20 protein-coding genes and 3 pseudogenes are annotated in these 23218 nt (G+C 38.6%); 6 read left to right on the top strand and 17 right to left on the bottom strand.

The genetic code is table 11. The features are described from left to right. Positions 1–76 precede the first annotated feature (76 nt). On the top strand, positions 77–820 hold the full coding sequence (locus N4G44_RS07155; RefSeq protein ID WP_474925532.1) for a dienelactone hydrolase family protein: 744 nt from the start codon (positions 77–79) through the stop codon (positions 818–820). 104 nt (positions 821–924) lie between these two features. Here N4G44_RS07155 and N4G44_RS07150 read toward each other — a convergent pair whose 3' ends face one another. The 5 genes and pseudogenes from N4G44_RS07150 to N4G44_RS07130 all read right to left on the bottom strand — a co-directional run bounded on the left by N4G44_RS07150 (position 925) and on the right by N4G44_RS07130 (position 4268). Then, positions 925–1287: a cupin domain-containing protein gene (locus N4G44_RS07150; protein ID WP_040996249.1), complete on the bottom strand. Its 363-nt coding sequence runs from the start codon at positions 1285–1287 to the stop codon at positions 925–927. Beyond that, positions 1284–1810, bottom strand: a pseudogene (locus tag N4G44_RS07145) (GNAT family N-acetyltransferase). Before N4G44_RS07145 ends, N4G44_RS07150 begins: the two are co-directional and overlap by 4 nt. 3 nt (positions 1811–1813) lie before the next feature. Further along, positions 1814–2419 (bottom strand): DUF2911 domain-containing protein, encoded by a 606-nt coding sequence (locus N4G44_RS07140; protein WP_474925530.1) that lies wholly within the window; start codon positions 2417–2419, stop codon positions 1814–1816. Positions 2420–2448: 29 nt separating this feature from the next. Next, on the bottom strand, positions 2449–3492 hold the full coding sequence (locus N4G44_RS07135; RefSeq protein ID WP_474925527.1) for a bifunctional transcriptional activator/DNA repair enzyme AdaA: 1044 nt from the start codon (positions 3490–3492) through the stop codon (positions 2449–2451). Between the two features lie 2 nt (positions 3493–3494). Further along, positions 3495–4268 carry an isocitrate lyase/PEP mutase family protein gene (locus N4G44_RS07130; protein WP_474925525.1) on the bottom strand — a complete coding sequence of 258 codons (774 nt, stop codon included), beginning with the start codon at positions 4266–4268 and terminating at the stop codon, positions 3495–3497. 139 nt (positions 4269–4407) lie between these two features. On the opposite strand from N4G44_RS07130, the gene N4G44_RS07125 reads away from it, so the two are divergent. Further along, on the top strand, positions 4408–5259 hold the full coding sequence (locus N4G44_RS07125; RefSeq protein WP_474925524.1) for a hypothetical protein: 852 nt from the start codon (positions 4408–4410) through the stop codon (positions 5257–5259). A 157-nt stretch (positions 5260–5416) separates the two neighbouring features. Here N4G44_RS07125 and carB read toward each other — a convergent pair whose 3' ends face one another. The 4 genes and pseudogenes from carB to N4G44_RS07105 form a co-directional block, all read right to left on the bottom strand. Continuing rightward, on the bottom strand, positions 5417–8599 hold the full coding sequence (gene carB, locus N4G44_RS07120) for a carbamoyl-phosphate synthase large subunit (RefSeq protein WP_474925522.1): 3183 nt from the start codon (positions 8597–8599) through the stop codon (positions 5417–5419). A gap of 57 nt (positions 8600–8656) precedes the next feature. Then, on the bottom strand, positions 8657–9007 hold the full coding sequence (locus N4G44_RS07115) for a four helix bundle protein (protein WP_474925521.1): 351 nt from the start codon (positions 9005–9007) through the stop codon (positions 8657–8659). 57 nt (positions 9008–9064) lie between these two features. Continuing rightward, entirely contained in the window at positions 9065–10138 is a 1074-nt protein-coding gene (locus N4G44_RS07110) for a carbamoyl phosphate synthase small subunit (protein WP_474925519.1), read from the bottom strand. Positions 10139–10276: 138 nt separating this feature from the next. After that, positions 10277–11166 (bottom strand): annotated as a pseudogene (locus N4G44_RS07105) (aspartate carbamoyltransferase catalytic subunit). Positions 11167–11409: 243 nt separating this feature from the next. On the opposite strand from N4G44_RS07105, the gene N4G44_RS07100 reads away from it, so the two are divergent. Continuing rightward, a complete protein-coding gene (locus tag N4G44_RS07100; protein WP_040996232.1) occupies positions 11410–11871 on the top strand; it encodes an Lrp/AsnC family transcriptional regulator in 462 nt (153 codons plus the stop codon). A 225-nt stretch (positions 11872–12096) separates the two neighbouring features. On the opposite strand, the gene argH is transcribed toward N4G44_RS07100, so the two are convergent. The 8 genes and pseudogenes from argH to N4G44_RS07060 all read right to left on the bottom strand — a co-directional run bounded on the left by argH (position 12097) and on the right by N4G44_RS07060 (position 20960). Further along, positions 12097–13401: an argininosuccinate lyase gene (gene argH, locus N4G44_RS07095; protein ID WP_474925518.1), complete on the bottom strand. Its 1305-nt coding sequence runs from the start codon at positions 13399–13401 to the stop codon at positions 12097–12099. 240 nt (positions 13402–13641) lie between these two features. After that, positions 13642–14724 carry a M20 family metallo-hydrolase gene (locus N4G44_RS07090; protein WP_474925516.1) on the bottom strand — a complete coding sequence of 361 codons (1083 nt, stop codon included), beginning with the start codon at positions 14722–14724 and terminating at the stop codon, positions 13642–13644. Further along, positions 14696–15493 carry an acetylglutamate kinase gene (gene argB, locus N4G44_RS07085; RefSeq protein WP_474925514.1) on the bottom strand — a complete coding sequence of 266 codons (798 nt, stop codon included), beginning with the start codon at positions 15491–15493 and terminating at the stop codon, positions 14696–14698. The genes N4G44_RS07090 and argB overlap by 29 nt, the downstream gene beginning before the upstream one ends. A gap of 61 nt (positions 15494–15554) precedes the next feature. Further along, positions 15555–16511, bottom strand: a complete 957-nt coding sequence (locus tag N4G44_RS07080) for a Rossmann-fold NAD(P)-binding domain-containing protein (RefSeq protein ID WP_474925512.1) — start codon at positions 16509–16511, stop codon at positions 15555–15557. A gap of 232 nt (positions 16512–16743) precedes the next feature. Then, positions 16744–17883, bottom strand: coding sequence for an aspartate aminotransferase family protein (locus N4G44_RS07075; protein ID WP_474925511.1), 1140 nt, complete (start codon positions 17881–17883; stop codon positions 16744–16746). A gap of 286 nt (positions 17884–18169) precedes the next feature. Continuing rightward, positions 18170–19131: pseudogene (gene argC, locus N4G44_RS07070) on the bottom strand (N-acetyl-gamma-glutamyl-phosphate reductase). Positions 19132–19195: 64 nt separating this feature from the next. Next, the gene (locus N4G44_RS07065; RefSeq protein WP_474925510.1) at positions 19196–20389 is read right to left on the bottom strand and encodes an argininosuccinate synthase; all 1194 of its coding nucleotides are present in this window, start codon (positions 20387–20389) and stop codon (positions 19196–19198) included. Continuing rightward, positions 20358–20960, bottom strand: a complete 603-nt coding sequence (locus N4G44_RS07060; protein WP_474925508.1) for a GNAT family N-acetyltransferase — start codon at positions 20958–20960, stop codon at positions 20358–20360. The genes N4G44_RS07065 and N4G44_RS07060 overlap by 32 nt, the downstream gene beginning before the upstream one ends. A 160-nt stretch (positions 20961–21120) precedes the next feature. Between N4G44_RS07060 and N4G44_RS07055 the strand changes: the two genes are divergently transcribed. The 3 genes from N4G44_RS07055 to N4G44_RS07045 all read left to right on the top strand — a co-directional run bounded on the left by N4G44_RS07055 (position 21121) and on the right by N4G44_RS07045 (position 23214). Then, positions 21121–21537 carry a transposase gene (locus N4G44_RS07055; protein ID WP_474925505.1) on the top strand — a complete coding sequence of 139 codons (417 nt, stop codon included), beginning with the start codon at positions 21121–21123 and terminating at the stop codon, positions 21535–21537. 298 nt (positions 21538–21835) lie between these two features. Next, positions 21836–22657, top strand: a complete 822-nt coding sequence (locus N4G44_RS07050; protein WP_474925503.1) for a hypothetical protein — start codon at positions 21836–21838, stop codon at positions 22655–22657. A gap of 41 nt (positions 22658–22698) precedes the next feature. Beyond that, positions 22699–23214: a hypothetical protein gene (locus N4G44_RS07045; RefSeq protein ID WP_474925502.1), complete on the top strand. Its 516-nt coding sequence runs from the start codon at positions 22699–22701 to the stop codon at positions 23212–23214. Positions 23215–23218: the final 4 nt, after the last annotated feature.

Genomic DNA, 23218 nt, shown 5'->3' with positions numbered 1-23218 from the left:
TTATTTTCAGTAATTTAGTTGGAAATTTTATGATTTTAATGAACAATCCGTTTAACAATCCACAAAATTACAAAATATGATACGTACCCTTTTACTAGCAGCTTTCCTGATGAGTACAGGAACTGTTTTCAGCCAGAAACTTAAGAGTGTTCCTTATCAGGACGGTTCACAGAAACTGAATGGCCTGGTAACTTCCAACGCAGGAAAAAAACTTCCGGGAGTTCTCATCCTTCCCGCATGGAAAGGGATAGATGATGAAGCCAAAACTGCCGCTGCCGAACTTGAAAAGCAGGGGTATATCGCTTTTATAGCTGATATCTACGGTGAAGGGAATATCCCTGCTGATAATGCCGCCGCCGGTAAAGCTGCAGGGTATTACAAGCAAAACTATGATGCTTACCAGAAACGGATTTCTCTTGCTTTGGAACAGTTAAAGAAAAACGGAGCGATTTCTGATAAAATTGCCGTGATCGGATATTGTTTCGGGGGAACAGGAGCTTTGGAGTCTGCAAGAGGAAGCCTTCCTGTTGTAGGAGTGGTTTCCATTCACGGAAGCATCGGAAAAGATCAGACAAGAAAAAACGGACCTATTTCCACTAAAATATTGGTCGAAAATCCTGCAGATGACCAAGGTGTCACTCCCGAAGATTATAATAACCTCATCAAAGAAATGAACGAAGGTAATGCAGATTGGCAGATCATCACCTATGCCCATTCAAAGCACACTTTCACAGATCCGAAATCACCGGACTATAATGAAGTGATGGCAAAGAGAGCATGGAACCATACGCTGATGTTCCTGAAGGAGATTTTGAAATAATTTTTTAATAAAGCAATATAACAGTGTAACAGTACTTTAACCAGAACTCAAATTGGTAAATTGTTACACTGTTACACTGTTACACTGTTATATTGTTATATTATTTAAGCTTCTTCTCTGTTGACCAAATCCATAGAAAATGCAGGAAGACAAATGGCAATGTACTCGCATGATTCTGAAAACGGATTACTGTAACGTACTCTTGCTCCTTTTTCTATTAAAATACTCTGCTCTTTTTCAAGGATAATAACTTCTCCGTCTATCTCAAACTGCTTTTTTCCTGAAATGATCAGGGTAAACTCATCAAAATCAGGGGTCTGATGCGGTTCGCTCCAATCCGGCGGTGCTACCATATGGGCAATGGAAACATTTGAATTTCCGGTGGAATTTCCCCAGTGCTCTTCTATCAATTTGCCATCTGTAGTAGGCACTACAAAAGGTGATTTCTGGATTTTATATTTTTTCATGACTGGTCTTCCTTTTTAATTTCATAGACGAAGTTGGTTCTTGAAGGCTCTGCATAGTAAGCCACTTCTTCTTCCGCGATCTTCTTGCCGCCGATTCTTTCCATGGCAATCTGGGAACGGAGATTTTCTTTCCCGACATGAAAATGTACCTTATCTACAAACTGAAAGATATAATCAAGCATTATTTTTTTACCTGTGGGTTAATCCCTTTTCCCCAGGATTTTGTTCCGTAGAAAGTATACCCTATGAAAATATGGTTGTCGTCTTCATCATAATTATAAAAACGGGTGCTTCCCAAAACATCACCGGATGATTTCTCAATAATTTTAAAGGCCCCTTCGCTTTCCATAGCGCCCTTAAAAAAAGATTCAAAAACTTCTCTTTTATAACGGTCCGGATTCGGATGCTGTTCCCAAACCCTTGGATCGGATGCTACTTCATATAAAGACTCGAAATCCCCTTGCTGTAAGGGGATTAATTGATAGTCCTGATTTTCCAGAACAGGTTGAATTGAAAATTTCATTATTTAGCTTTTTGTTTTTGCAGCGTCAGCTTCTATTTTCTTAATTTCTTTCAGCTTATCTGAAATTTTGATGACAGCATCCGGTTTAGCAGGTTTCAAAGCAACTTCTGCCTGAGCCAGATCCCATTTGATCACCAGGTTTCCTGAGTTTTCATCAATTGGGTTTAGTGTAATTTCAAACCACTCCTGTTTGTCGGCCAACTTGTTTACCGGCACGGTTACGTCTACCACATCCTGTTTCGGATCATAGGTATAGGCACCCCACTGCTGGAAATCCTTATTTAATATTACTTTCCATTCTTTTTCTGTAGGAACGATGAAAAGCCCGTATGTTCCTGCCTGAACAATTTTCCCTCCGAAATTAACGGATTGTCCGAATGTGATTTTGGTAGATGAATTGGCTCCCGCTCTCCAAACCTGTCCATAAGGAACCAGTTCTCCGAAGATTTTACGTCCTTTTACTCCCGGTCTCCCATAATCTATTGTAATTTTAGACATAGAAAACTGCTGTTCTACTTTCTGACGCGGACTTACTGCCGGTACCGAGTAATCCTGGGCAAAACTTAAAGCCGAAGCTGATAGGCAAAGTGCAAATAGTAACTTTTTCACGTGTAAATTTTTGCCTAAAATTACAAAAATCAAAATAAAATAGCCTTCTCTAATTCCAATAATTTTTGCTTTCTCCAGATCCCTCCCGCATAGCCTACCAGCTCACCGTTTGATCCTATTACGCGATGGCAGGGAATCAGAATAGCAATTTTATTGATCCCGTTGGCAGTTCCTACCGCACGTATTGCTTTTGGATTTCCCAGAAATTCCGACTGCTGTTTGTAAGTCCTTGTCTCTCCCATCGGAATTTCACGAAGAAGCTGCCAGACCTTTTCCTGAAACTGGGTTCCGGTAATGTATAAGGGTACATCAAATTTTATCCTTTTCCCTTCAAAGTATTCCTGCAGTTCTGTTTCCAGTTGCGGAAAATGTTTATTTTCTCCCTGAACAATCTCTGCCTGTAAAGCTTTGGATAATGAAGAAAATTGTTTATCCATATTTTTCCGGTCTGTGAACTCAAGGAGGCAGATTCCTTCATCTACTGCGCAGGCGAACATAGTTCCGAGCGGGGTTTCTATCCTTTTAAGGTCAATGATCCTCTGTACTTTTGTATTTCCGGGTGAAACTCCTACAATATTTTTGAAACGTTCAGTAAAACCGCTCAGGCTTTCGTATCCGGATTCTATTGCTGCTCCCATGATACTTTCGCCGTTTTTTATCTTTTTAAAGGCTCTATTCATTCTCAATTTTCTCTGAAATGCATGAAAAGTAATGCCGTGATTTTTCAGGAACCACCGCCGAACTGTCACCGGTTCAATATTCCTTTGAAGCAGGTCTTCATCCTTGATCTTCAAAGATGCATCGCTCATCAACTCATTGAGAAGTTCCCTGATATAAGCCGGGGTTTCATTGAGTTTTTCAAGGGGTTTACATACTTTGCAGGGTCTGTATCCATTTTTTATGGCTTCGGTGGTATCCATGAAAAATTCTACATTTTCTCTTTTTGGCTTCCGGGCAGTACAGGTTGGCCGACAAAATATCCCTGTCGTTTTTACAGCCATCCAATACGTTCCTTCAAAGGTGGAATCCTTATCCAAAGAGGCCTGGTACATTCTTTCTTCTGTAAGTATCATCACTAAACAAAAATGGGTAAAAAGCTTTGTTCCGCAAGAATTCTGTGACCTGCATCTTCCAAACGATTATAAATATACTGATTTAAAAAATTACCGGAAGAAATTCTTCTGACACCCAATCTTTTTAAAGTTTCAAAATCAGGCAGTTCAGGCATGCACATGACATTGACAGGAATTTCAGTAGCATTCACAATAATTTTAATATCGCTTTCCGAGGTAATACAGGGAACAAAAATACCGTCTACTCCTAATTCTTCAAAAATTTTAATTCTCTGTACTGTTTCATCAACAGGATTTTCAATTCCTAATAAAAACGGGTCTGTTCTTAAATTGATGAAAATCTCTACAGCATTCTTTTTAAGCTCTGAAATAACCGGTTTAAATTTTTTGTAAAGTTCTTCCTGGGTTAACAGCTTTCTAGTTCCGTCAATAACAATACTGTCTTCGATATTAATTCCAGCCACTCCAATTGCTTCCAGTTTTAAAATATTTGAAATTATTTCATCGGTCGTTTTTCCGTATCCTCCCTCCAGATCTACAGACAAAGGAATATCTACAGACTTCACTATTCTTTCCGCCATATAAAAATATTCCTCGAAGCTGATTTCCTCTCCATCTTCGTATCCCAAACTATGCGCTAATGCTGAACTGGAAGTAGCCAAAGCTTTATATCCTAATTTCTGATATATTTTAGCGCTTTGTACATTCCATATATTTCCCAATAATAAAGGCTCATCCTGATGGTGCAATTGTTTAAAAATCTGAATATTAGTCATTTTTTTCTTTTTGATAAAATTAATGACGTACCGATTATCCTGCAACCGAAAAATGGACAAGTATTTTTTTAATCCCTTTTGCAGTACAAAAATAAAGGGTAATTTTAAATTCCGGATTTTAACCACTAATCACTTTATAATGTTCAAAAAAATAAGTCTTATTTTCATATTCTCTGTGGGTTTTTCCAGCTTGCATGCCCAGCAGAATATTCCTTTCCGAATTACAAAATATAACAATATCATCGTAAAAACCTTGGTCAACAAGAAGGACTCCCTGGATCTGATGTTCCAGATTGCCATGAAAGACGCCTCTGTTTCTCCGGAAAGACAACGCAAAGCAGATCATATTGTTTTCGATAAAGATGGAATCAGTGAAAATAATACTGTACAGATTGGAAAATTCACCCTAAATAATGTACGTTTTTTTGATAATGAACTGACAGGACATGAAGCGGATGGAAAAATCGGAACGTCCATGTTTTCAGGAAAAGCTTTTAAGATCGATTATGACAACAACCGGTTTGTGATTTATGATAAACAGCCTGATCTGGAGGGATACCAGCCTATTATGCTGCTTTATGATCATGAACAGTTTTTCATCGCAGGAGATAATGTGATTGATGATCAGCAGGAGGAAGCTTATTTTCTGCTGCAGTCCGGATACGCAGGAGGACTGCTGTACAGCAATGAGTTCGCTGATGCAAAAGGATTGGACAAAAAGCTAAAGATCACGGGTGAAAAAACTCTGAAAAACTCAAGCGGAAAAAGTGTCGTTACCAGGCAAGGTGTACTTCCTCATTTCAAATTAGGAAATATTGTCTTGAAAGATGTATCGGCAGGATTTTTTGCCGGTGACCTGAAAACCCAGACGGTCAATTATTTCGGGGCAGATATGCTGAGAAGGTTCAACTGGGTCTTTGATGCGGAAAGGAAAACGGCTTATATCAAGCCGAGTAAATATTTTTCCGAGCCTTATTATAAGATCAATTAAATAAGGAAGAAAAAATCATAAAAAAATTAATTGGGATCATTCATCAGAAGAAAGATAGAATACACTATTAAAAGTTCATGAATAACAATCTTTAAGTTAAAAAAACAAAAACCCTGCAAGTTTCTTGCAGGGTTTAATATATCATCCGGTTCCGGAATTACATGGTCTCCATTTTGAAGCTCATGCTTTCAATTACTTTCAGGATGGCTTCTACCGTGTCCATAGAAGTTAAACAAGGAACACCGTTTTCCACGCTCATTCTTCTGATCTGGAATCCGTCTCTTTCTACCTGCTTACCTTTTGTCATGGTATTTACCACATACTGTACTTTTCCTTTCTGGATCAGGTCGATAAGGTTCACATCCTCTTCCCCGATCTTGTATCCTATTTTACAAGGAATTCCTTTTTCTTCAAAGAATTTAGCTGTTCCTTCTGTAGCCCAGATTCTGAAACCAACTTCATGGAATCTTGCTGCCAGATCTGCTGCTTCCTGCTTGTGCTTATCTGCCACAGTGAACAAAATTGAACCGTGCATAGGAACTTTTCTTCCTGCTGCAATCAGTCCTTTGTAAAGGGCTTTCTCCAATGTTGTATCTTTCCCCATTACTTCTCCCGTAGACTTCATTTCAGGGCCTAAGGAGATATCTACTTTTGTCAGTTTTGAGAAAGAGAACACAGGGACTTTTACGAAAACTCCTTCTTTATTCGGAACCAATCCGTTTTTGTAGCCTAAATCTTTCAGCTTCTGACCTAAAATTGCTTTGGTTGCCAGGTTCGCCATTGGAACTTCAGTAATTTTAGACAGGAATGGAACTGTTCTTGATGAACGTGGATTTACTTCGATCACATAGACATTTCCTTCGAACAGAACGTACTGGATATTCATTAATCCTATTACATTCAGACCTTTGGCAAGTCGTTGTGTATAGTCTACCAAAGTATCGATCTCTTTCTGTGAAACATTCTGTGTAGGATATACCGCAATAGAGTCTCCTGAGTGAACTCCGGCTCTTTCGATATGCTCCATGATTCCCGGAATTACTACAGTTTCGCCGTCGCAGATCGCATCGATCTCTATTTCTTTTCCTACCATGTATTTGTCGACCAAAACAGGATGCTTAGGACTTGCTTCTACCGCATTTTCCATGTAGTAGGCAAGTTCTGCCTCACCGTATACGATTTCCATAGCGCGTCCTCCCAATACATAGCTTGGACGAACCAGCACCGGATAACCGATCTCGTTGGCAATTTTTATAGCTTCTTCTTTTGAAGTTGATGTTTTTCCTAAAGGCTGAGGAATTCCCATTTCCTGAAGTGCCTTTTCAAATTTATCTCTGTTTTCAGCTCTGTCAAGGTCTTCCAGTGAAGTTCCAAGGATCTGTACACCGTGTGATGCCAATTTGTCCGCAAGGTTGATTGCTGTCTGCCCTCCGAACTGAACCACTACTCCTTTTGGTTTTTCAAGCTCGATAATGTTCATTACATCTTCTTCCGTAAGCGGTTCGAAGTATAGTTTATCTGAGATTGAGAAGTCTGTAGAAACCGTTTCCGGGTTGTTGTTGATGATAATCGCTTCGTATCCCATCTCTTTGATTGCCCAAACTGAATGCACGGTAGCATAATCGAATTCCACTCCCTGACCGATTCTGATAGGTCCTGAACCCAGAACGATGATTTTTTCTTTATTGGAAACAACGCTCTCGTTTTCTTCTTCGTAAGTTCCGTAGAAATATGGGGTTTCACTTTCAAATTCAGCAGCGCAGGTGTCTACCATTTTATAAACCGGCATTACCCCGTTTTCTTTTCTGAAATTGAAAACTTCACGCTGAGATACTTCCCAAAGGTGGGCGATATTTACATCGGCAAACCCTAATTTCTTAGCCTCAGTTAAAATTTCTTTATCAAATTTATTGGCAGCGATTACTTTTTCGAAATCGACTAATTTTTTCAGTTTCCAGATGAAGAATTTATCAATCTTACTCCATTCTACAATCTGTTCCCAGTCGTAACCTCTTCTTAAAGCATCCCCGATGATGAAAAGTCTCTCGTCATCACAAACCTTGATTCTCCTTTCGATTTCCTCTGCGGTAAGGGCCTCAGCCTGTTTTGTTTTTAATCCCAAATGTCTGATTCCTGTTTCAAGGGAACGGATGGCTTTCTGTAAAGATTCTTCAAAGTTTCTTCCGATAGCCATTACTTCTCCCGTTGCTTTCATCTGGGTAGATAGTCTTCTGTCCGCTGTTTCGAATTTATCGAATGGGAATCTCGGGAATTTCGTTACCACATAGTCAAGGGCAGGTTCAAAACATGCATATGTCTTTCCTGTCACCGGGTTCATGATTTCGTCAAGTGTTAAACCTACTGCAATTTTTGCCGCAATTTTAGCAATCGGGTATCCTGTTGCTTTTGATGCTAAAGCTGATGAACGGGAAACCCTAGGATTCACCTCGATGATGTAGTAGTTGAAAGAATGAGGGTCCAACGCCAACTGTACGTTACAACCTCCTTCGATTCCCAGAGCTCTGATGATTTTTAAAGAAGCATTTCTCAATAACTGATACTCCCTGTCTGAAAGGGTCTGAGAAGGTGCTACCACAATCGAATCCCCTGTGTGAACTCCAACCGGGTCTATATTTTCCATGTTACAAACCACAATCGCATTGTCGTTTGCATCACGCATTACTTCATATTCAATTTCTTTGAAACCAGCAATTGATTTTTCGATAAGACACTGTGTAACAGGACTATACTTCAACCCCAGCTCAGCAATTTCCTTAAGTTCTGCTTCGGTAGAGGCAATACCCCCTCCTGTTCCTCCCATCGTAAATGCAGGACGAACAATTACCGGATAACCGATCTCATCAGCGAAACGAAGTGCTCCTTCTACCGTATTCACAATATCGGATTCCGGAACGGGCTCGTTCAGCTCTCTCATCAGCTCACGGAAAAGGTCTCTGTCTTCCGCTCTGTTGATGGCAGAAAGCTTGGTTCCCAATACTTCTACTTTACACTCTTCAAGGATTCCTGATTTTTCCAGTTCTACCGCCATATTCAGACCTGTCTGGCCACCAAGTGTCGGTAAAAGTGCATCCGGACGTTCTTTTCTGATGATGTGGCTTACAAACTGAAGTGAAATCGGCTCGATGTATACTTTATCTGCGATTTCCACATCCGTCATAATGGTTGCCGGGTTTGAGTTGATCAAAATCACCTTATAACCTTCTTCTCTCAAAGACAGGCAAGCCTGTGTTCCTGCATAATCGAATTCAGCTGCCTGCCCAATGATGATGGGTCCTGAACCGATTACTAAAATTGTTTTTATATCTGTACGTTTTGCCATTTTTCTTTTTATTATAGAGTCAAGATTCTAGAGCCAAGAGCCAAGATTCCGGACTTTTTATTTTAAATTATTTTTAAATGAATAAATCATTCTCTGAATTTCAGAAACTTCATTTAGTAAAGTCATTATTTTTTCTTCAGGTAAAAGATTCAGTTCTCTGACCAGAATCAGCTGTGTCTGCAATTCAAATGCTGATCCCAGAGCAACTGCCAGAAAATGATTGAATTCTTTATTTCCATTTCTACCAGAACCTTCAGCAATATTTGAGGGAATAGAAACTGCAGATCTTTTAATCTGAGAAATTAAACCATACTTTTCATCGTCGCTAATCTCCTGACAAATAATGTAAACATTTTTTGCCAGTATAATAGATTTCTGCCAGAAAAGTAATTTCTCAAAATTGTGCATCTGTAATCTTTTAATCTTAATCTCCGCGTCTTGGTTCTTGTATCTTGATTCCTGGTTCTATTTCTTAAATCCTTCCATTAAATCAATGAACTCATCAAATAAATAGTTCGCATCTTCAGGGCCCGGGCTTGCTTCCGGGTGGTACTGTACTGAGAAGCAAGGGTGAATTTTGTGTTTCAGTCCTTCGTTGGTTCTATCGTTCAGTGCGATGTGTGTTTCAATTAAATCTGTCCCTTTCAAACTTTCCTGATCTACTGCATACCCGTGGTTTTGGGAAGTGATTGCCACTTTATTTTTCTCTAAATCCAATACCGGGTGGTTTCCTCCTCTGTGGCCGAATTTTAATTTGAACGTTTTTGCTCCGCAAGCCAAACCGATCAGCTGATGTCCTAAGCAGATCCCGAAAATCGGAACTTTGCCTAAGATTCCGCGAATCATTTCAAGAGCCTGCTGATTGTCTTCAGGGTCACCAGGACCGTTTGACAACATAACTCCATCAGGATCCATCAGTAAAATTTCTTCTGCGGTTACATCCTGGGAAACTACTGTGATATCGCAGTTTCTTTGAGATAATTCTCTGATAATTCCCAACTTGGACCCAAAATCTACCAATACTACTTTAAAACCTCTTCCCGGATTGGCGTAAGGAGTTTTTGTAGAAACCGTTTCTACCTGGTTGGTAGGGAAGTTTGTAGATTTCAGTTCTGCTGTTACTGCATTTTCATCTGCATCTGCATTCACGATTTTTCCTTTTACCACTCCGTAATTACGCAGGATTCTGGTCAGTCTTCTGGTGTCGATTCCTGAAATTCCTGAAAGGTTTTTCTTTTTAAATAATTCATCTAAAGTCATCTGAGTACGGAAATTGGAAGGAAGATCGCAAAGTTCTTTTACAATAAGTCCTTTAATAGCCGGCTCAATACTTTCATAATCATCACGGTTAATACCATAATTCCCGATAAGCGGATAGGTCATGCAAACAATCTGACCGCAGTATGACGGGTCTGAGATCAACTCCTGATACCCTGTCATTCCGGTATTGAAAACTACTTCTCCGGCAGTTTCCGCTTCTGCTCCAAAACCTTCTCCATGAAATACTTCACCGGACTCCAGTATTAATTTTTTCTTCATTTTATTTATTTAGATTTTCTTTTACTTTTTATTCTATTTAACCACCCCGTCAAAAATTCTTGGAATTTTTGCCACCTCTCCGGAGGAGGGGAATTTTTGTCTTTTCAAGATCCGGAATCCGAATCCCGAACCTTATTATTATTTAAAGGTATAGCCTTCTTTTTCCAAAGTTTTTTTCAAAATGGCCATTCTTGCGAAAACACCGTTCTGCATTTGCTTGAATACTCTTGAGCGTTCACATTCCACGAGGTCCGTATCAATCTCAACTCCCCTGTTGATCGGAGCGGGATGCATAATGATGGCTCCGTTTTTCATTGCTTTTTCTCTTTCTTTGGTAAGACCGTATTTTCTATGGTATTCGGAAGCGGAATAGCTCATTTTGGCGTCGTGTCTTTCGTGCTGGATTCTCAGCAGCATTAAAACATCCACCTCTGCTATTAACTGGTCAACCGGTAAGTAGGTTCCGTTGATCAGGGCTCCTTCATCAAACCAGTCTTCCGGTCCGGAGAAATATACTTTAGCGCCTAATCTTCTTAATGCTTCTGCATTTGAATTGGCGACACGACTGTGCTTTACATCGCCTACGATTCCTATTTTCAGTCCTTCAAATTTTCCGAATTCCTGATAGATCGTCAGCAGATCCAGCATGCATTGGGAAGGATGGTTTCCTGTTCCGTCTCCCCGTTGATCACAGGAATGTTGATATTATTCAGTTCTTCAAAATATTTGTCCTTCTTATCTCTGATCACCACGAGGTTTACCCCAAGGCTTTCAATGGTTTTCACGGTGTCATAAAGACTTTCGCCTTTGTTTACAGAGCTGTGTGAAGCATCAAACGGTACTACCTGCAGTCCCAGTTTTCTTTCTGCAATATCAAAGCTTGTCTTTGTTCTCGTACTGTCTTCAAAGAAAAGATTTGAGCAGAAAACTTCTCCTTCAATTTTTGCAGTTTTACCGTTGGCAAAAGCCATTGCTTCGGTCAGTATACTGTTGATTCTCTCGGTGCTAAGTTCTGTAATCGTAAACATAATTCTTAATTTTTGAGCATAAAAAAAGCGAAGACAACATCTTCGCTTAATAATAATAAATATCGTAAAGGGCGCTTTCGCCCGGTAAATCTAATGATATAAATACTCTTTTATTCATTAGGTGCAAAGATACAAAAATTTCGTGAACCTACAAAACTAAAGTTTTAAATAAATTAAAACCTTCTTATTCTTTCCTTATTTTCATTTATAATTGATATTTTTGTTAAAACTCAAACCTATTCTATGGATTTAAAGGACAAAATGATTCTCAGTATTATTCAGGAAGACTCTACTTTATCGGTGAAAGAAATTTCAGAAAAGATTGGTCTTACGTTTACTCCTACTTATGAACGTATCAAACAGCTGGAGAAACAGGGCATTATTGAGAAATATGTTGGCCTTTTAAACCGTGAAAAACTGGGTCTGAATATTGTGGTCTACTGTAATGTACGTCTTAAGGAGCAATCCCAGAAAGTACTGGAAACCTTTGAGAAAAACATTATGAAATATGATGAAGTGCAGGAAATCATCAGTCTTTCGGGAGAATATGACTATATGCTGAAGATCATTGCAAAGGATATTAACTCTTATAATGACTTTGCGGTGAATGTGATCTCAAACATTCCTAATATTGGCCAGTATCACAGTTCTATTGTGCTTCACGAGGTGAAGAAATCTACTAAATTTAAAATTGATCTGGAATAATTAGCTTAATTAAATCATTAAGTTTTTTTAAGCGATTAAGAATAGTTAAGGATTCGCAAGCGAATTTTGATAAGCTACCTTTCCCCAATCTTAGTTTTCCTAAAAGATGCTTCGACTTCGCTCAGCATGACATTTATAATAGTAAAACGTCATTTTTTGTAAGTCATACGGAGTGAGGCCGAAGCATCTGATAAAATTTTTAATCCATCCAGTGATTAAAAACTATCAACCCAATAATTTGTTTTTCAGCTTATTAAACTGATATTCTATTTTATCGAGACAAAGGTTACCTATACTTCCCTGATGGGTGTGGCTAAGGTTACCGGACTCAAATTCAAATTCATTATTTTCAATCTCCTGCCCTACTTTTACGTAAGCATCGCGGAATGAGCTTCCTTTTTTTACTTCTTCATTGATTTTCTCTACGCTGAAAAGGTATTTATATTTTTCATCTTCCAGAATCCCGTCTTTTACCTGGATATTCGGAAGAGTATAATTTAAAATCTCCAGACATTCTTTCAATGAATCAATTGCGGGAAATAGAATTTCCTTCGTAAGCTGTACATCCCTGTGATAACCTGAAGGCAGGTTGTTGGTCAATAAAATCAATTCATTTGGTAAAGACTGAATTCTGTTGCATCGTGCACGAACCTGCTCGAAAATATCCGGATTCTTTTTGTGGGGCATAATGCTGCTTCCCGTGGTAAATTCCTTTGGAAAGCTTATAAAATCGAAGTTCTGACTCAAATATAAGCAAACATCATATGAGAATTTCCCAAGGGTTCCTGCTAAAGTGGCCATAGCCATGGAAAGCATTTTTTCAGATTTTCCACGGGTCATCTGGGCATAGACAGAATTGTAGTTCATCGACTGAAAACCTAAGTTATAGGTTGTACTTTCTCTATCAATCGGGAAAGATGAACCATATCCTGCCGCTGAACCAAGCGGATTTTTATTGATGATATTCTTTACCGAAAACAGCAGTTCAACGTCATCCAGCAATGCTTCTGCATAGGCACCAAACCATAATCCAAAGGAAGACGGCATCGCTATCTGAAAGTGGGTGTAACCCGGAAGCAATACGTTTTTATGCTGATCTGCCAGTTTAATCAGGATCTGGAAAAATTCATCGGTCAAAGCTGTCAATTCACGAATTTCATCCAGCAAATAAAGTTTGATATCCAGCAAAACCTGATCATTACGGGATCTTGCCGTATGAATTTTCTTTCCGGTATCTCCTAATTTTTCAATTAAAATAGCTTCAACCTGGGAGTGGATATCTTCTGCTTCTTTATCAATCTCAAAGCTGCCGTTTTCGATATCATTTAAAATGTCTTCCAAAACAGAGATCATCTGTGCTGACTCTTCAGCGGAGATAATCCCGGTTTCTGCCAGCATTTTGCAATGGGCCATAGAACCTTTGACGTCATATTTCGCCAAACGCTCATCAAAGTCGAGATCTTTCCCGACAGTAAACTGGCTTACTAATATATTGGTGGCAAGGTCATCCTTCTGCCATATTTTTTTCATAATGTTTTCTTTACAATATTGATTTGTCTTAACCCGCCCAGCAGTCCTTATTATTAACTATAAAAAAACATCTCCACATTAAAGTCTTTCATTTTTAATTTAATCTTTTGCATAAATCTTTATTAAAAATATTCAAACTTCATCACCTGCTGAGCATGGTTAAAACATTATTTAGATTAATAGATTTCAGATGTCAGACATCAGATTTTTTAAATCTGTCCGGATTCTGATATCTGGTCTTTATAAAACTTTTTCTAGGATCTTTATATAAATCTCAATTCCTTCTCCGATCTCTTTTATATAGATGTATTCATCTGCAGTGTGAGAGCGCCTGCTGTCGCCGGGACCAATCTTTACTGATGTGCAGGGAATAATGGCCTGATCGGACGATGTTGGTGAACCGTAGGTTGTCCTCCCGATTTCCAAACCTGCCTGCACAAACGGATGATCCATTTCGATTTTTGAGGAATTTAACCTTAAAGACCTCGCTATTAATGTAGATTTCATCTGCCTCTGAATGATTTCAAATACCTCTTTATTGGAGTATTCATCCGTAACCCTTACATCTAAAGTGAAAGTACAGGATTCCGGAACTACATTATGCTGAACTCCGGCATGAATTCCAGACAGGGTAATCTTCACTTCCCCCAGATAATCTGAAACTTTAGGAAATCTGAAAGCCAGGATATTCTGCAGGTCTTCCATACATTTCACAATGGAATTATCATCGTTCGGATGGGCGGCATGAGAAGGAGTTCCTTTCATTTCACCGTCAATTACCAAAAGTCCTTTTTCGGCGATCGCCAGATTCATTTGTGTAGGTTCTCCCACAATGGCGAGCTCTATATTGGGAAGCTGTGGAAATAAAGCTTCAATGCCGTCAAGTCCTGAGATTTCCTCTTCAGCCGTCAGGGCAATAATTAAATTGTATTTTAAATTTTCTTTTTCATAAAAATGTAAAAAAACCTGAGCCATAGAAACCAGCGAAGCTCCTGCATCATTGCTCCCCAATCCGTACAGTTTTCCGTCCTGCTCAACCGGAAGAAAGGGATCCAATGTGTAGGCCTTATTGGGTTTTACAGTATCATGATGGGTATTGAGCAAGATTGACGGCTTAAATACGTCAAAATTTTTATTAACTGCCCAGATGTTATTTTTAAAACGTTTCGTAGGAATATGATGCTTTTTGAAAAAATTCTCAATTTCCACGGATGTATTGTATTCATCTTTGCTGAATGAAGGAATTGCAATCAGTTTTTTAAGCAATTCAACTGCGTTACTCAACAGCTCTTCATTATTGTAAACGGATTTCAGTTCCTGCATGATGGTTTTCTATATGGTTTTTCAATTGGGTTTCTTTAATTAAGAATACCTTGTTTACATTATTCTTTACGGCTCCGATAGCATTTTCAAGCTTGGGAAGAATGCCTTTGTGGAGTTTTCCTGCTTCTTTTAAAAGAGAAAATTCTTCTTCGGAAACAGTTTTTATAACAGATCCGGGATCTTCAACATTCTCCAAAACCCCTTCTTTATCAAAGCAAAACAAAAGTTCAACATCATAAATATCCGAAAGGGATTGTGCAATTACAGAAGCAATGGTATCTGCATTGGTGTTTAAAAGGTTTCCTTTTTTGTCATGGGTGATCGCTGAAAAAACAGGAATCAGATCGATGTCAATCAGCTGTGAAAGCAGTTTTTCATTAATGCTTTGTTTATCAATATCGCCTACATATCCGAAATCTATTTCAGTGTGAATCCTTTTTTTAGCCTGGATCATATTCCCGTCAGCACCGGAAAATCCAATAGCATTACAGTTTTTTGCCTGTAATTTGGCTACTATATTTTTGTTAATGCTTCCTGCATACACCATGGATACGATATCCAGCGTATCTTTATCGGTAATCCTTCTTCCGTTAATCAATTTCTGCTCAACTCCCAGCTTATCAGCCAAAGTTGTCGCTAGTTTTCCGCCACCATGAACAAGAATTTTCCTTTCATTAATTTCAGAAAACTGCTCCAGAAATTCGTTCAATAACTCGTCATCATCGATTAAAGCTCCGCCTATTTTTATGATGTATAATTTTTCTTTCATTTTTATACATTTTTATTGTTAAACCTCATAGGTTTCGAAAACCTATGAGGTTTAGTTATTACTAAGAATTCAATTCATCTAAGATTTCAGAAAATACAGCCTGAGCAGAGAAAATCCGGTTTTTGGCCTGCTGGTAAATAATAGAATGGTCACCGTCCATCACCTCATCACTCAATTCTACATTACGACGTACCGGAAGGCAATGCATTACTTTTGCGGCATTGGTATTTTCCAGTTTCTGAGCAGTCAGCATCCAGTTTTCTTTTACTTCGGGCATGGCTGCATAATTATCGAAGGAAGACCAGTTTTTTACATAAATAAAATCTGCATCTTTCAATGCTTCATCCTGATTATGAATTACTTTAACGTCTTTTGTAAAGTTTTTATCCAGATCATAGCCTTCGGGATTGGTGATTACAAAATCCACATCCATTTCCTGCATCCACTCTGCAAAAGAATTTCCAACGGCCTGGGCAATTGGCTTGATGTGAGGAGCCCATGTAAGAACTACTTTCGGTTTACGTTCTTTATCCCAGTTTTCTGTAATGGTAATACAGTCTGCCAGACTCTGCAAAGGGTGACGTGTAGCTGATTCCAGGGAAACTACAGGTACTTTTGCATGCTGTTCAAACTGGCTCAGGATACTTTCGTTCACATCGTCTTCTTTGGACTTCATTCCTGCAAAGCAACGCACTGCAATGATATCACAGTATTGGTTCAGAACTTCAATGGCATCTTTGATATGTTCTACGGTATCACCGTTCATTACAGCCCCGTCAGCAAATTCAAGATTCCATGCTTCCTGCGCGGCATTTAAAGTAAGGACATTCAATCCTAAATTCTGTGCTGCGATCTGACTGCTTAAACGTGTTCTTAAACTTGAATTCAAAAACACAAGACCTATTGTTTTTCCCTTTCCTTTTTCTGTTTCGGAATGAGGGTTTTCTTTAATTTGTAAAGCTTTTTTTATGATTTCCTGTAAGTTTTCTACATCGCTTACAGAGGTAAATTTTTTCATTTGATGATTTTTTTCTGATTAATTGCGGTAATCTTAACCACAAAAGACACAAAGTTTTTAATCTATTTTTTAACACTTTAGAACACTTAAATTTTATAAGTTTATTATTTTGAAAACAGTAAGTTAATATAAGTTGAAAATCAAAGATTTTCAAAAACTTAAGTGTTCTTCTTAGGTGTTTAGTAGTTTCTTAACATCGCTAAAGTGTTCAAATCTTTTGTGACTTTTGTGGTTAAATCTCCTCTAAAACTTTTTTCAAAGCCCCTACAAAAAGATCTGTTTCTTCTTTTCCGATATTAAGGGCCGGAAGAATCCTTAAAACACTTTTGTCATTGGAGTTTCCTGTAAAAATGTGATGATTGTACAACAGGCTTTTCCTCACTTCTGCACAATCCTGATCAAGTTCTATCCCGATCATCAGCCCTTTCCTTCGGATGGATTTGATATGGGGAAAGTCTTTAATTTCATCTTCAATATAATCACCCATTTTCTGAGCATTAGCGGTAAGATTTTCTTCTTTCATCACATCCAGAACAGCAATCGCCGCAGCACAGGCTAAATGATTCCCTCCGAAAGTGGTTCCCAGCAGACCATTACTTGCCTGAAACTTCGGATGGATCAGAACCCCACCAATTGGGAAACCATTTCCCATCCCTTTGGCAATCGTAATCATATCCGGTTCGATTCCGAATTCCTGATGGGCAAAGAAATATCCGCTTCTTCCATACCCCGACTGCACTTCATCCAGAATCAAAGCAGTGTCATATTTTTCACACAGTTCTTTAATTTTAGATAAAAATTCTGCTGACGGAATCATAATTCCGCCTACTCCCTGGATTCCTTCGATGATAACGGATGAAATTTCAGTTCCTTGTTTTTCAAAAATCTCTTCCAATTGTTGGATATCATTCCATTCAGATTTAATAAATCTTTCAGAAAAGTTTACCGGGGCAACAATTTTCGGATTGTCCGTCACAGAAACAGCCGCGGAAGTTCTCCCGTGAAATGATCCTGAGAAATACAGCACTCTATTTTTTCCGTTGTGGAAAGATGCCAGCTTTAATGCATTTTCATTGGCTTCAGCACCGGAATTGCACAGGAAAAGATTATAATCTTCGTAGCCTGAAATTTTGCCTAATTTTTCAGCAAGTTCAGTCTGCAATTCATTCTGCACAGAATTGGAATAGAAAGAAATTTTTTCTAACTGATCTTTTAATTTATTTTGATAGTACGGATGATTGTGTCCGATGGAAATCACTGCGTGACCACCATAAAAATCAAGATATTTTTCTCCTTTATCGTCCCAAAGGAAAGATCCCTGGGCTTTTACAGGATTTATGTTGAATAATGGGTATACGTTGAATAAATTCATTTTTTTATTTTTTTATTTTTCTTTTGTCTTGAAACAAAAGAAACAAAAGTTCAAGACCTGGAAACTTCCGCTAAAAATTATTTCTGTTCTCTAAAAATTCTAAAACTTGCGCGATTTCAATATGACTTCTTCGATTCAATAATTGTCTCGCGCTTCAAACACTAGAATTTTCTTAACGTTCACAGAATTAATTTTCTTAACGCTCCATTTTCCTATGTCAAAATAATTCAGATTATAAAATTCACTATTGACTTATTGACAATTCACTTTATTTAATCATTCACTTTTAAAATGCTACCGGTTTCAGGTTCAGGCCCAGGTTTTCTTCCCAGCCCATCGCAATATTCATGTTCTGCACTGCCTGTCCGGAGGCTCCTTTCAACAAATTGTCAATCGCTGAGTGAATAACTGCTGCATTTCCGTTCTTTTCTATGTGAATCACACAGCGATTGGTATTGACAACCTGTTTTAAATCAATTGCATTTTCGCTTACCTTTACAAAAGGCTCATTTTCATAAAAATCCTGATACAACTGACAGATATCTGAAAAAATTAAATCCGTTTTTATCGTCGAACTTGTAAAAATTCCCCTTGTAAAATCTCCCTCCATGGAACAAAATTCAGACTGACATCTTTATGGTTGAAAGCAACCAGTTGTTGTAAAATTTCATCCACATGCTGATGTGTCAGGGTTTTATAAGCCGAAATATTATCGTTCCTCCAGGTAAAATGGGTCGTTGGCTGTAAAGACTGCCCCGCACCCGTTGAACCTGTTATTCCTGTCGTATGAACCTCGTCCAGCAAACCTTTTTCCGCCAGTGGAAGCAATGCCAGCTGAATTGCTGTTGCGAAGCATCCGGGATTGGCAATGCTTTTTGCGCCTGCCAGATTATTTTTATTGATTTCAGGAAGTCCGTAGATAAAATTTCTGTTTCCGAAATTTCCATCCAGACGAAAATCATTGCCAAGATCAATCACTAGGGTTTCATCTTTCACTGGGTTTTGAGTGAGCCAGTTTTGACTTTCTTTGTGAGGAAGGCAAAGGAAAAGGATATCCACCTCTTCGGTTGTATCGGTTAGAACCTGCTCACAAACCGCCGTTAAATCCGGGTACAAATCTGAAATTTTTGCCCCCGAATTGGAACGGCTATATAAAAAACTCAATGTTACATTGGGATGAAAAGCCAGCACACGGACCAATTCGCTTCCTGTGTAGCCGTTAGCGCCTACAATTCCTACTTTTTTCATTTCTGATTTTTTTGACTGATGGAATTCATTCCCATCTCAGGTTAAATTGTTCTTTCGGAACTCTTTATTTTGAATTGATCTGGTGATAGATGTTTAAAGAATTGCTTACAATTTTTGTATATCCTTTTACATCTTCTCCCGTCCATGCTCTGTTGGCTTCACCATAGCTTCCGAATTTATCGGACATCAGGTCGTGTCTGGATTCAATTCCGTTTAAAACAAACCTGTATGGATGAAGGGTTACGAATACTTTTCCGCTTACCATTTCCTGAGAATCCGTTAAAAAAGATTCAATATTTCTCATCACCGGATCCAGAAAAAGAGCTTCATGAAGCCAGTTTCCGTACCAATCGGACAGCTGGGACTTCATCATCTGCTGGTATTTGGAAAGAGTATGTTTTTCCAGTAAATGATGCGCTTTGATGATCACCGATGCTGCCGCTGCTTCAAATCCTACTCTTCCTTTAATTCCGACAATAGTGTCTCCTACATGAATATCACGGCCGATTCCGTAAGCGGAAGCCAGCTCTTCAATCTTTTGGATAGCATAAACCGGATGCTTAAAATTTTCACCGTTTACTGCTACAACTTCACCGTTTTTAAATTCAATTTCCAGCTCTGAAGACTGAGTTTCTTTGATCTGTGACGGAAAAGCTTCTTCAGGAAGATAATTTCTTGAGGTTAAAGTTTCTTTTCCTCCTACCGAAGTTCCCCAAAGCCCTTTATTTACAGAATATTGAGCTTTATGGAATTCCATTTCGTAGCCGTGGCTTTTCAGAAATTCAATTTCTTCTTCACGGGACAAGCTCATATCTCGGATTGGCGTGATGATCTCCTTTTCGGGACACATCACCTGAAAAATTAAATCGAAACGAACCTGGTCATTACCGGCTCCGGTACTTCCATGGGCAATGGCATCAGCACCGGTTTCGATGGCATATTTTGCAATTTCCTGCGCCTGAACTGTACGTTCCGCACTTACAGACAACGGATAGGTATTATTTTTCAGCACATTTCCGAAGATCAGATATTTTACGCAAGAGTTGTAATAATCTTCCTGAGCATCAACGCACCTGTATTCTTTCACCCCAAGATTGAAGGCTTTTTTCTCCAGTTCTTTTTCTTCTTCTTTAGAAAAACCTCCGGTATTTACAGTAACTGCATACACTTCATATCCCAGTGTTTCACTAAGATATTTGGCACAGTAAGAGGTATCCAGACCTCCGCTAAATGCTAATACGACTTTCTTTTTCTCCATTGTAATCAATTTCGGACTGCTGAATTTCAGTCCCGTTTATTTTATCATTATTTTCAGGAACGAAAAGCATAGCTGTACACAGACAGTTTTTACGTTCCTTTTTCATTAAAATTTCATAATTCACACAGTTCCTGCAACCATTCCAGAACTCTTCATCCTGAGTGAGCTCGGAGTAAATTACCGGCTTATAACCAAGATCACTGTTGATCTTCATTACCGCAAGTCCTGTTGTTAAACCAAATACTTTTGCATTCGGATATTTTTCCCTGGATAGCTGGAAAACTTTATTTTTGATCAGGGTAGCTACCCCTCTGTTCCTGTAATCCGGAGATACAATAAGTCCCGAATTGGCCACAAACTGGCCATGCGACCAGGTTTCTATATAACAGAATCCTACCCATTTGCCATTTTCAGTAGCAACCACAGCATTGCCATCCGAAATCTTTTTCGTTAAATATTCGATGGAACGTTTTGCGATTCCCGTCCCTCTACGCTGTGCAGAATCATACATTTCCTGCTGTATTTCACTCACATACATCAAATGTTTGTCTGAGGAAATTTCTATTTCCATTTATTTATCTGAATTTTTTGGCAAATTTAAAGCATAATAACTTTAAAAACCAAATTAAAAAGATATTTTTTTTGTTTAAAAAGAATACACAGGTAATTTTATCTTTATAAATAAATATAATTTTGCTAAATTATTATATATTTGCTAAAAACATATAGCTATGGAAAACAAATGTCCTAAATGCAGCGGAAATAAGATCGTAAAAAGTGGTATCATCAATGAGAAGCAGCGCTTTCTTTGCAAGGACTGCAACTACTATTTTACCGTAAAAAAAATAGGAAAACAGATCGATGATTACTATGTAACCAAGGCGCTCCAGCTCTATCTGGAAGGGTTAAGTTTTCGTGAAATAGAAAGAATTATTGGAGTTTCGCATGTAACCATAAGCTCCTGGATCAAGAAATACAACATTACAAGACCACCGCATTCAGAGTTTCACCCTGTCTATAAAATCCTGAAACAGAATGAGCTGATTGAATATATGTCCAAGGAAGAAAATATTAAAAATTCAGGACTCATTATCACCCAATTTGCGGATAAGTATATGCTGATTAAATGGGAACGATTTAAGAAATAATTATAAGGTCAATGGTGAATCTTGCTTCGCAAGTGAATAGTGAATTTCTTAAAATTAAAATCAGTGAAATTAAGATCATTACAGCAACTCTAGTTTGTCAGCTTCCATCTACAAAAACTCTCAAACTCTCAAACTCTCTCACCCGAATCCCGAATCTCGAATCCCGTAACCTGTAACTAAAAACCAGCATCTTGTAAAATAACTATACCATTACCACTAATATATATTAAATTTTTATAAATAAATTATTAATTACAATTTGGCTTTCACAAAAAACAACGCCAAAAATTGATAATTTATGAAGAAATTACTTTCATTTATTGGATTAGCCTTAATAAGCAGTTCTTTATATTCACAGGGATCTCCTGATTACGGAGGCGGATTGAAATTAAACCTGAATCCTGATGGGGATAAATTCATCAGATTCATTTTATGGGACCAGTTCTGGCTCAGAAATACCCAGATGAACCCGGGAAGTATGGTAGCCAACGAACCTACTGACAACTCCTGGAGCCTGGGAAACAGAAGATTACGTGCTTTGGCTTATGCCCAGATTTCTAAAAGATATATGATTCTGGTGCATTTCGGAATCAACAATCAGACATTCATTAATGGTGGCGCTACAGGAACCACAGGCACAGGAGGGTACGGAAACGGGAAGAAACCTCAATTATTTTTCCATGATGCATGGAATGAGTATGCAGTTATTTTACCTGGAGAAGCGGGAAAATTCAGTTTATCTTTAGGGGCAGGGCTTCATTATTATATGGGACTTTCCCGTATGACGATGGCTTCAACACTGAATTTCCTTACTGTTGACTCCCCTATTTTCACATGGCCTCTGATTGACAATTCTGACCAGTTTGCGAGACAACTCGGAATGTTTGCTAAAGGAAAGTATGGCAAACTGGAATACCGTTTCAGCTTAAACAAACCTTTTGCAACAGACCTTATTCCTGTTAATGTAACAGATCCTGCACGAGCTGTAGCTGTAGACAATAACGGGAACCCAAGCTTCTCAAAAGCCGGTTATGTTGAATACCAGTTTTTTGATGAGGAATCGAATACGCTTCCTTTCAAAGTGGGTTCCTATCTGGGCACAAAAAAGTATTCAATGTAGGGGCAGGTTTTTACCACCAGGCAGACGGAACAAGAACTTCCGTGAATTCCAATATTGAAAAACACGATATTACCCTTGTCGCGGTAGATGCTTTTGCGGACATTCCTCTGGGAAATGCAAAACATAAAATGGCTGTTTCCGCTTATGCCGGATATTATAACTACAATTTCGGGCCTAACTACGTAAGAAATCTGGGAACAATGAATATTGCAGCTTCTGATCCCAATTTTACAGGAAGCAAAGCCATTGCAGGCCCCGGAAATCTACAGCCGGTGATTGGAACAGGTAATATCGTTTATGCACAGGCAGGTTTCCTTCTTCCCAACGAAGCAGAAAAGCCAAAAATCAGGATACAGCCTTTTGCAGCATATACGTATAAGGACTTTGAAGCATTCGACAAGCCTTCTTCACAGTTTGATATAGGTGCCAACTGGTTCATAGACGGGCACCACGCAAAAATCACCACACAATACTCTACAAGACCAATATATACAAGCCCTTCGGAAAGTCCTTCCTCAAAAGGGGAATTCATTGTACAGTTCCATATTTATCTTTAAAACC

It is taken from the genome of Chryseobacterium sp. GTID13, assembly GCF_056172655.1.
Note: the sequence above shows the minus strand (reverse complement) of the source record. Positions and strands in the feature narration are given on the sequence as shown.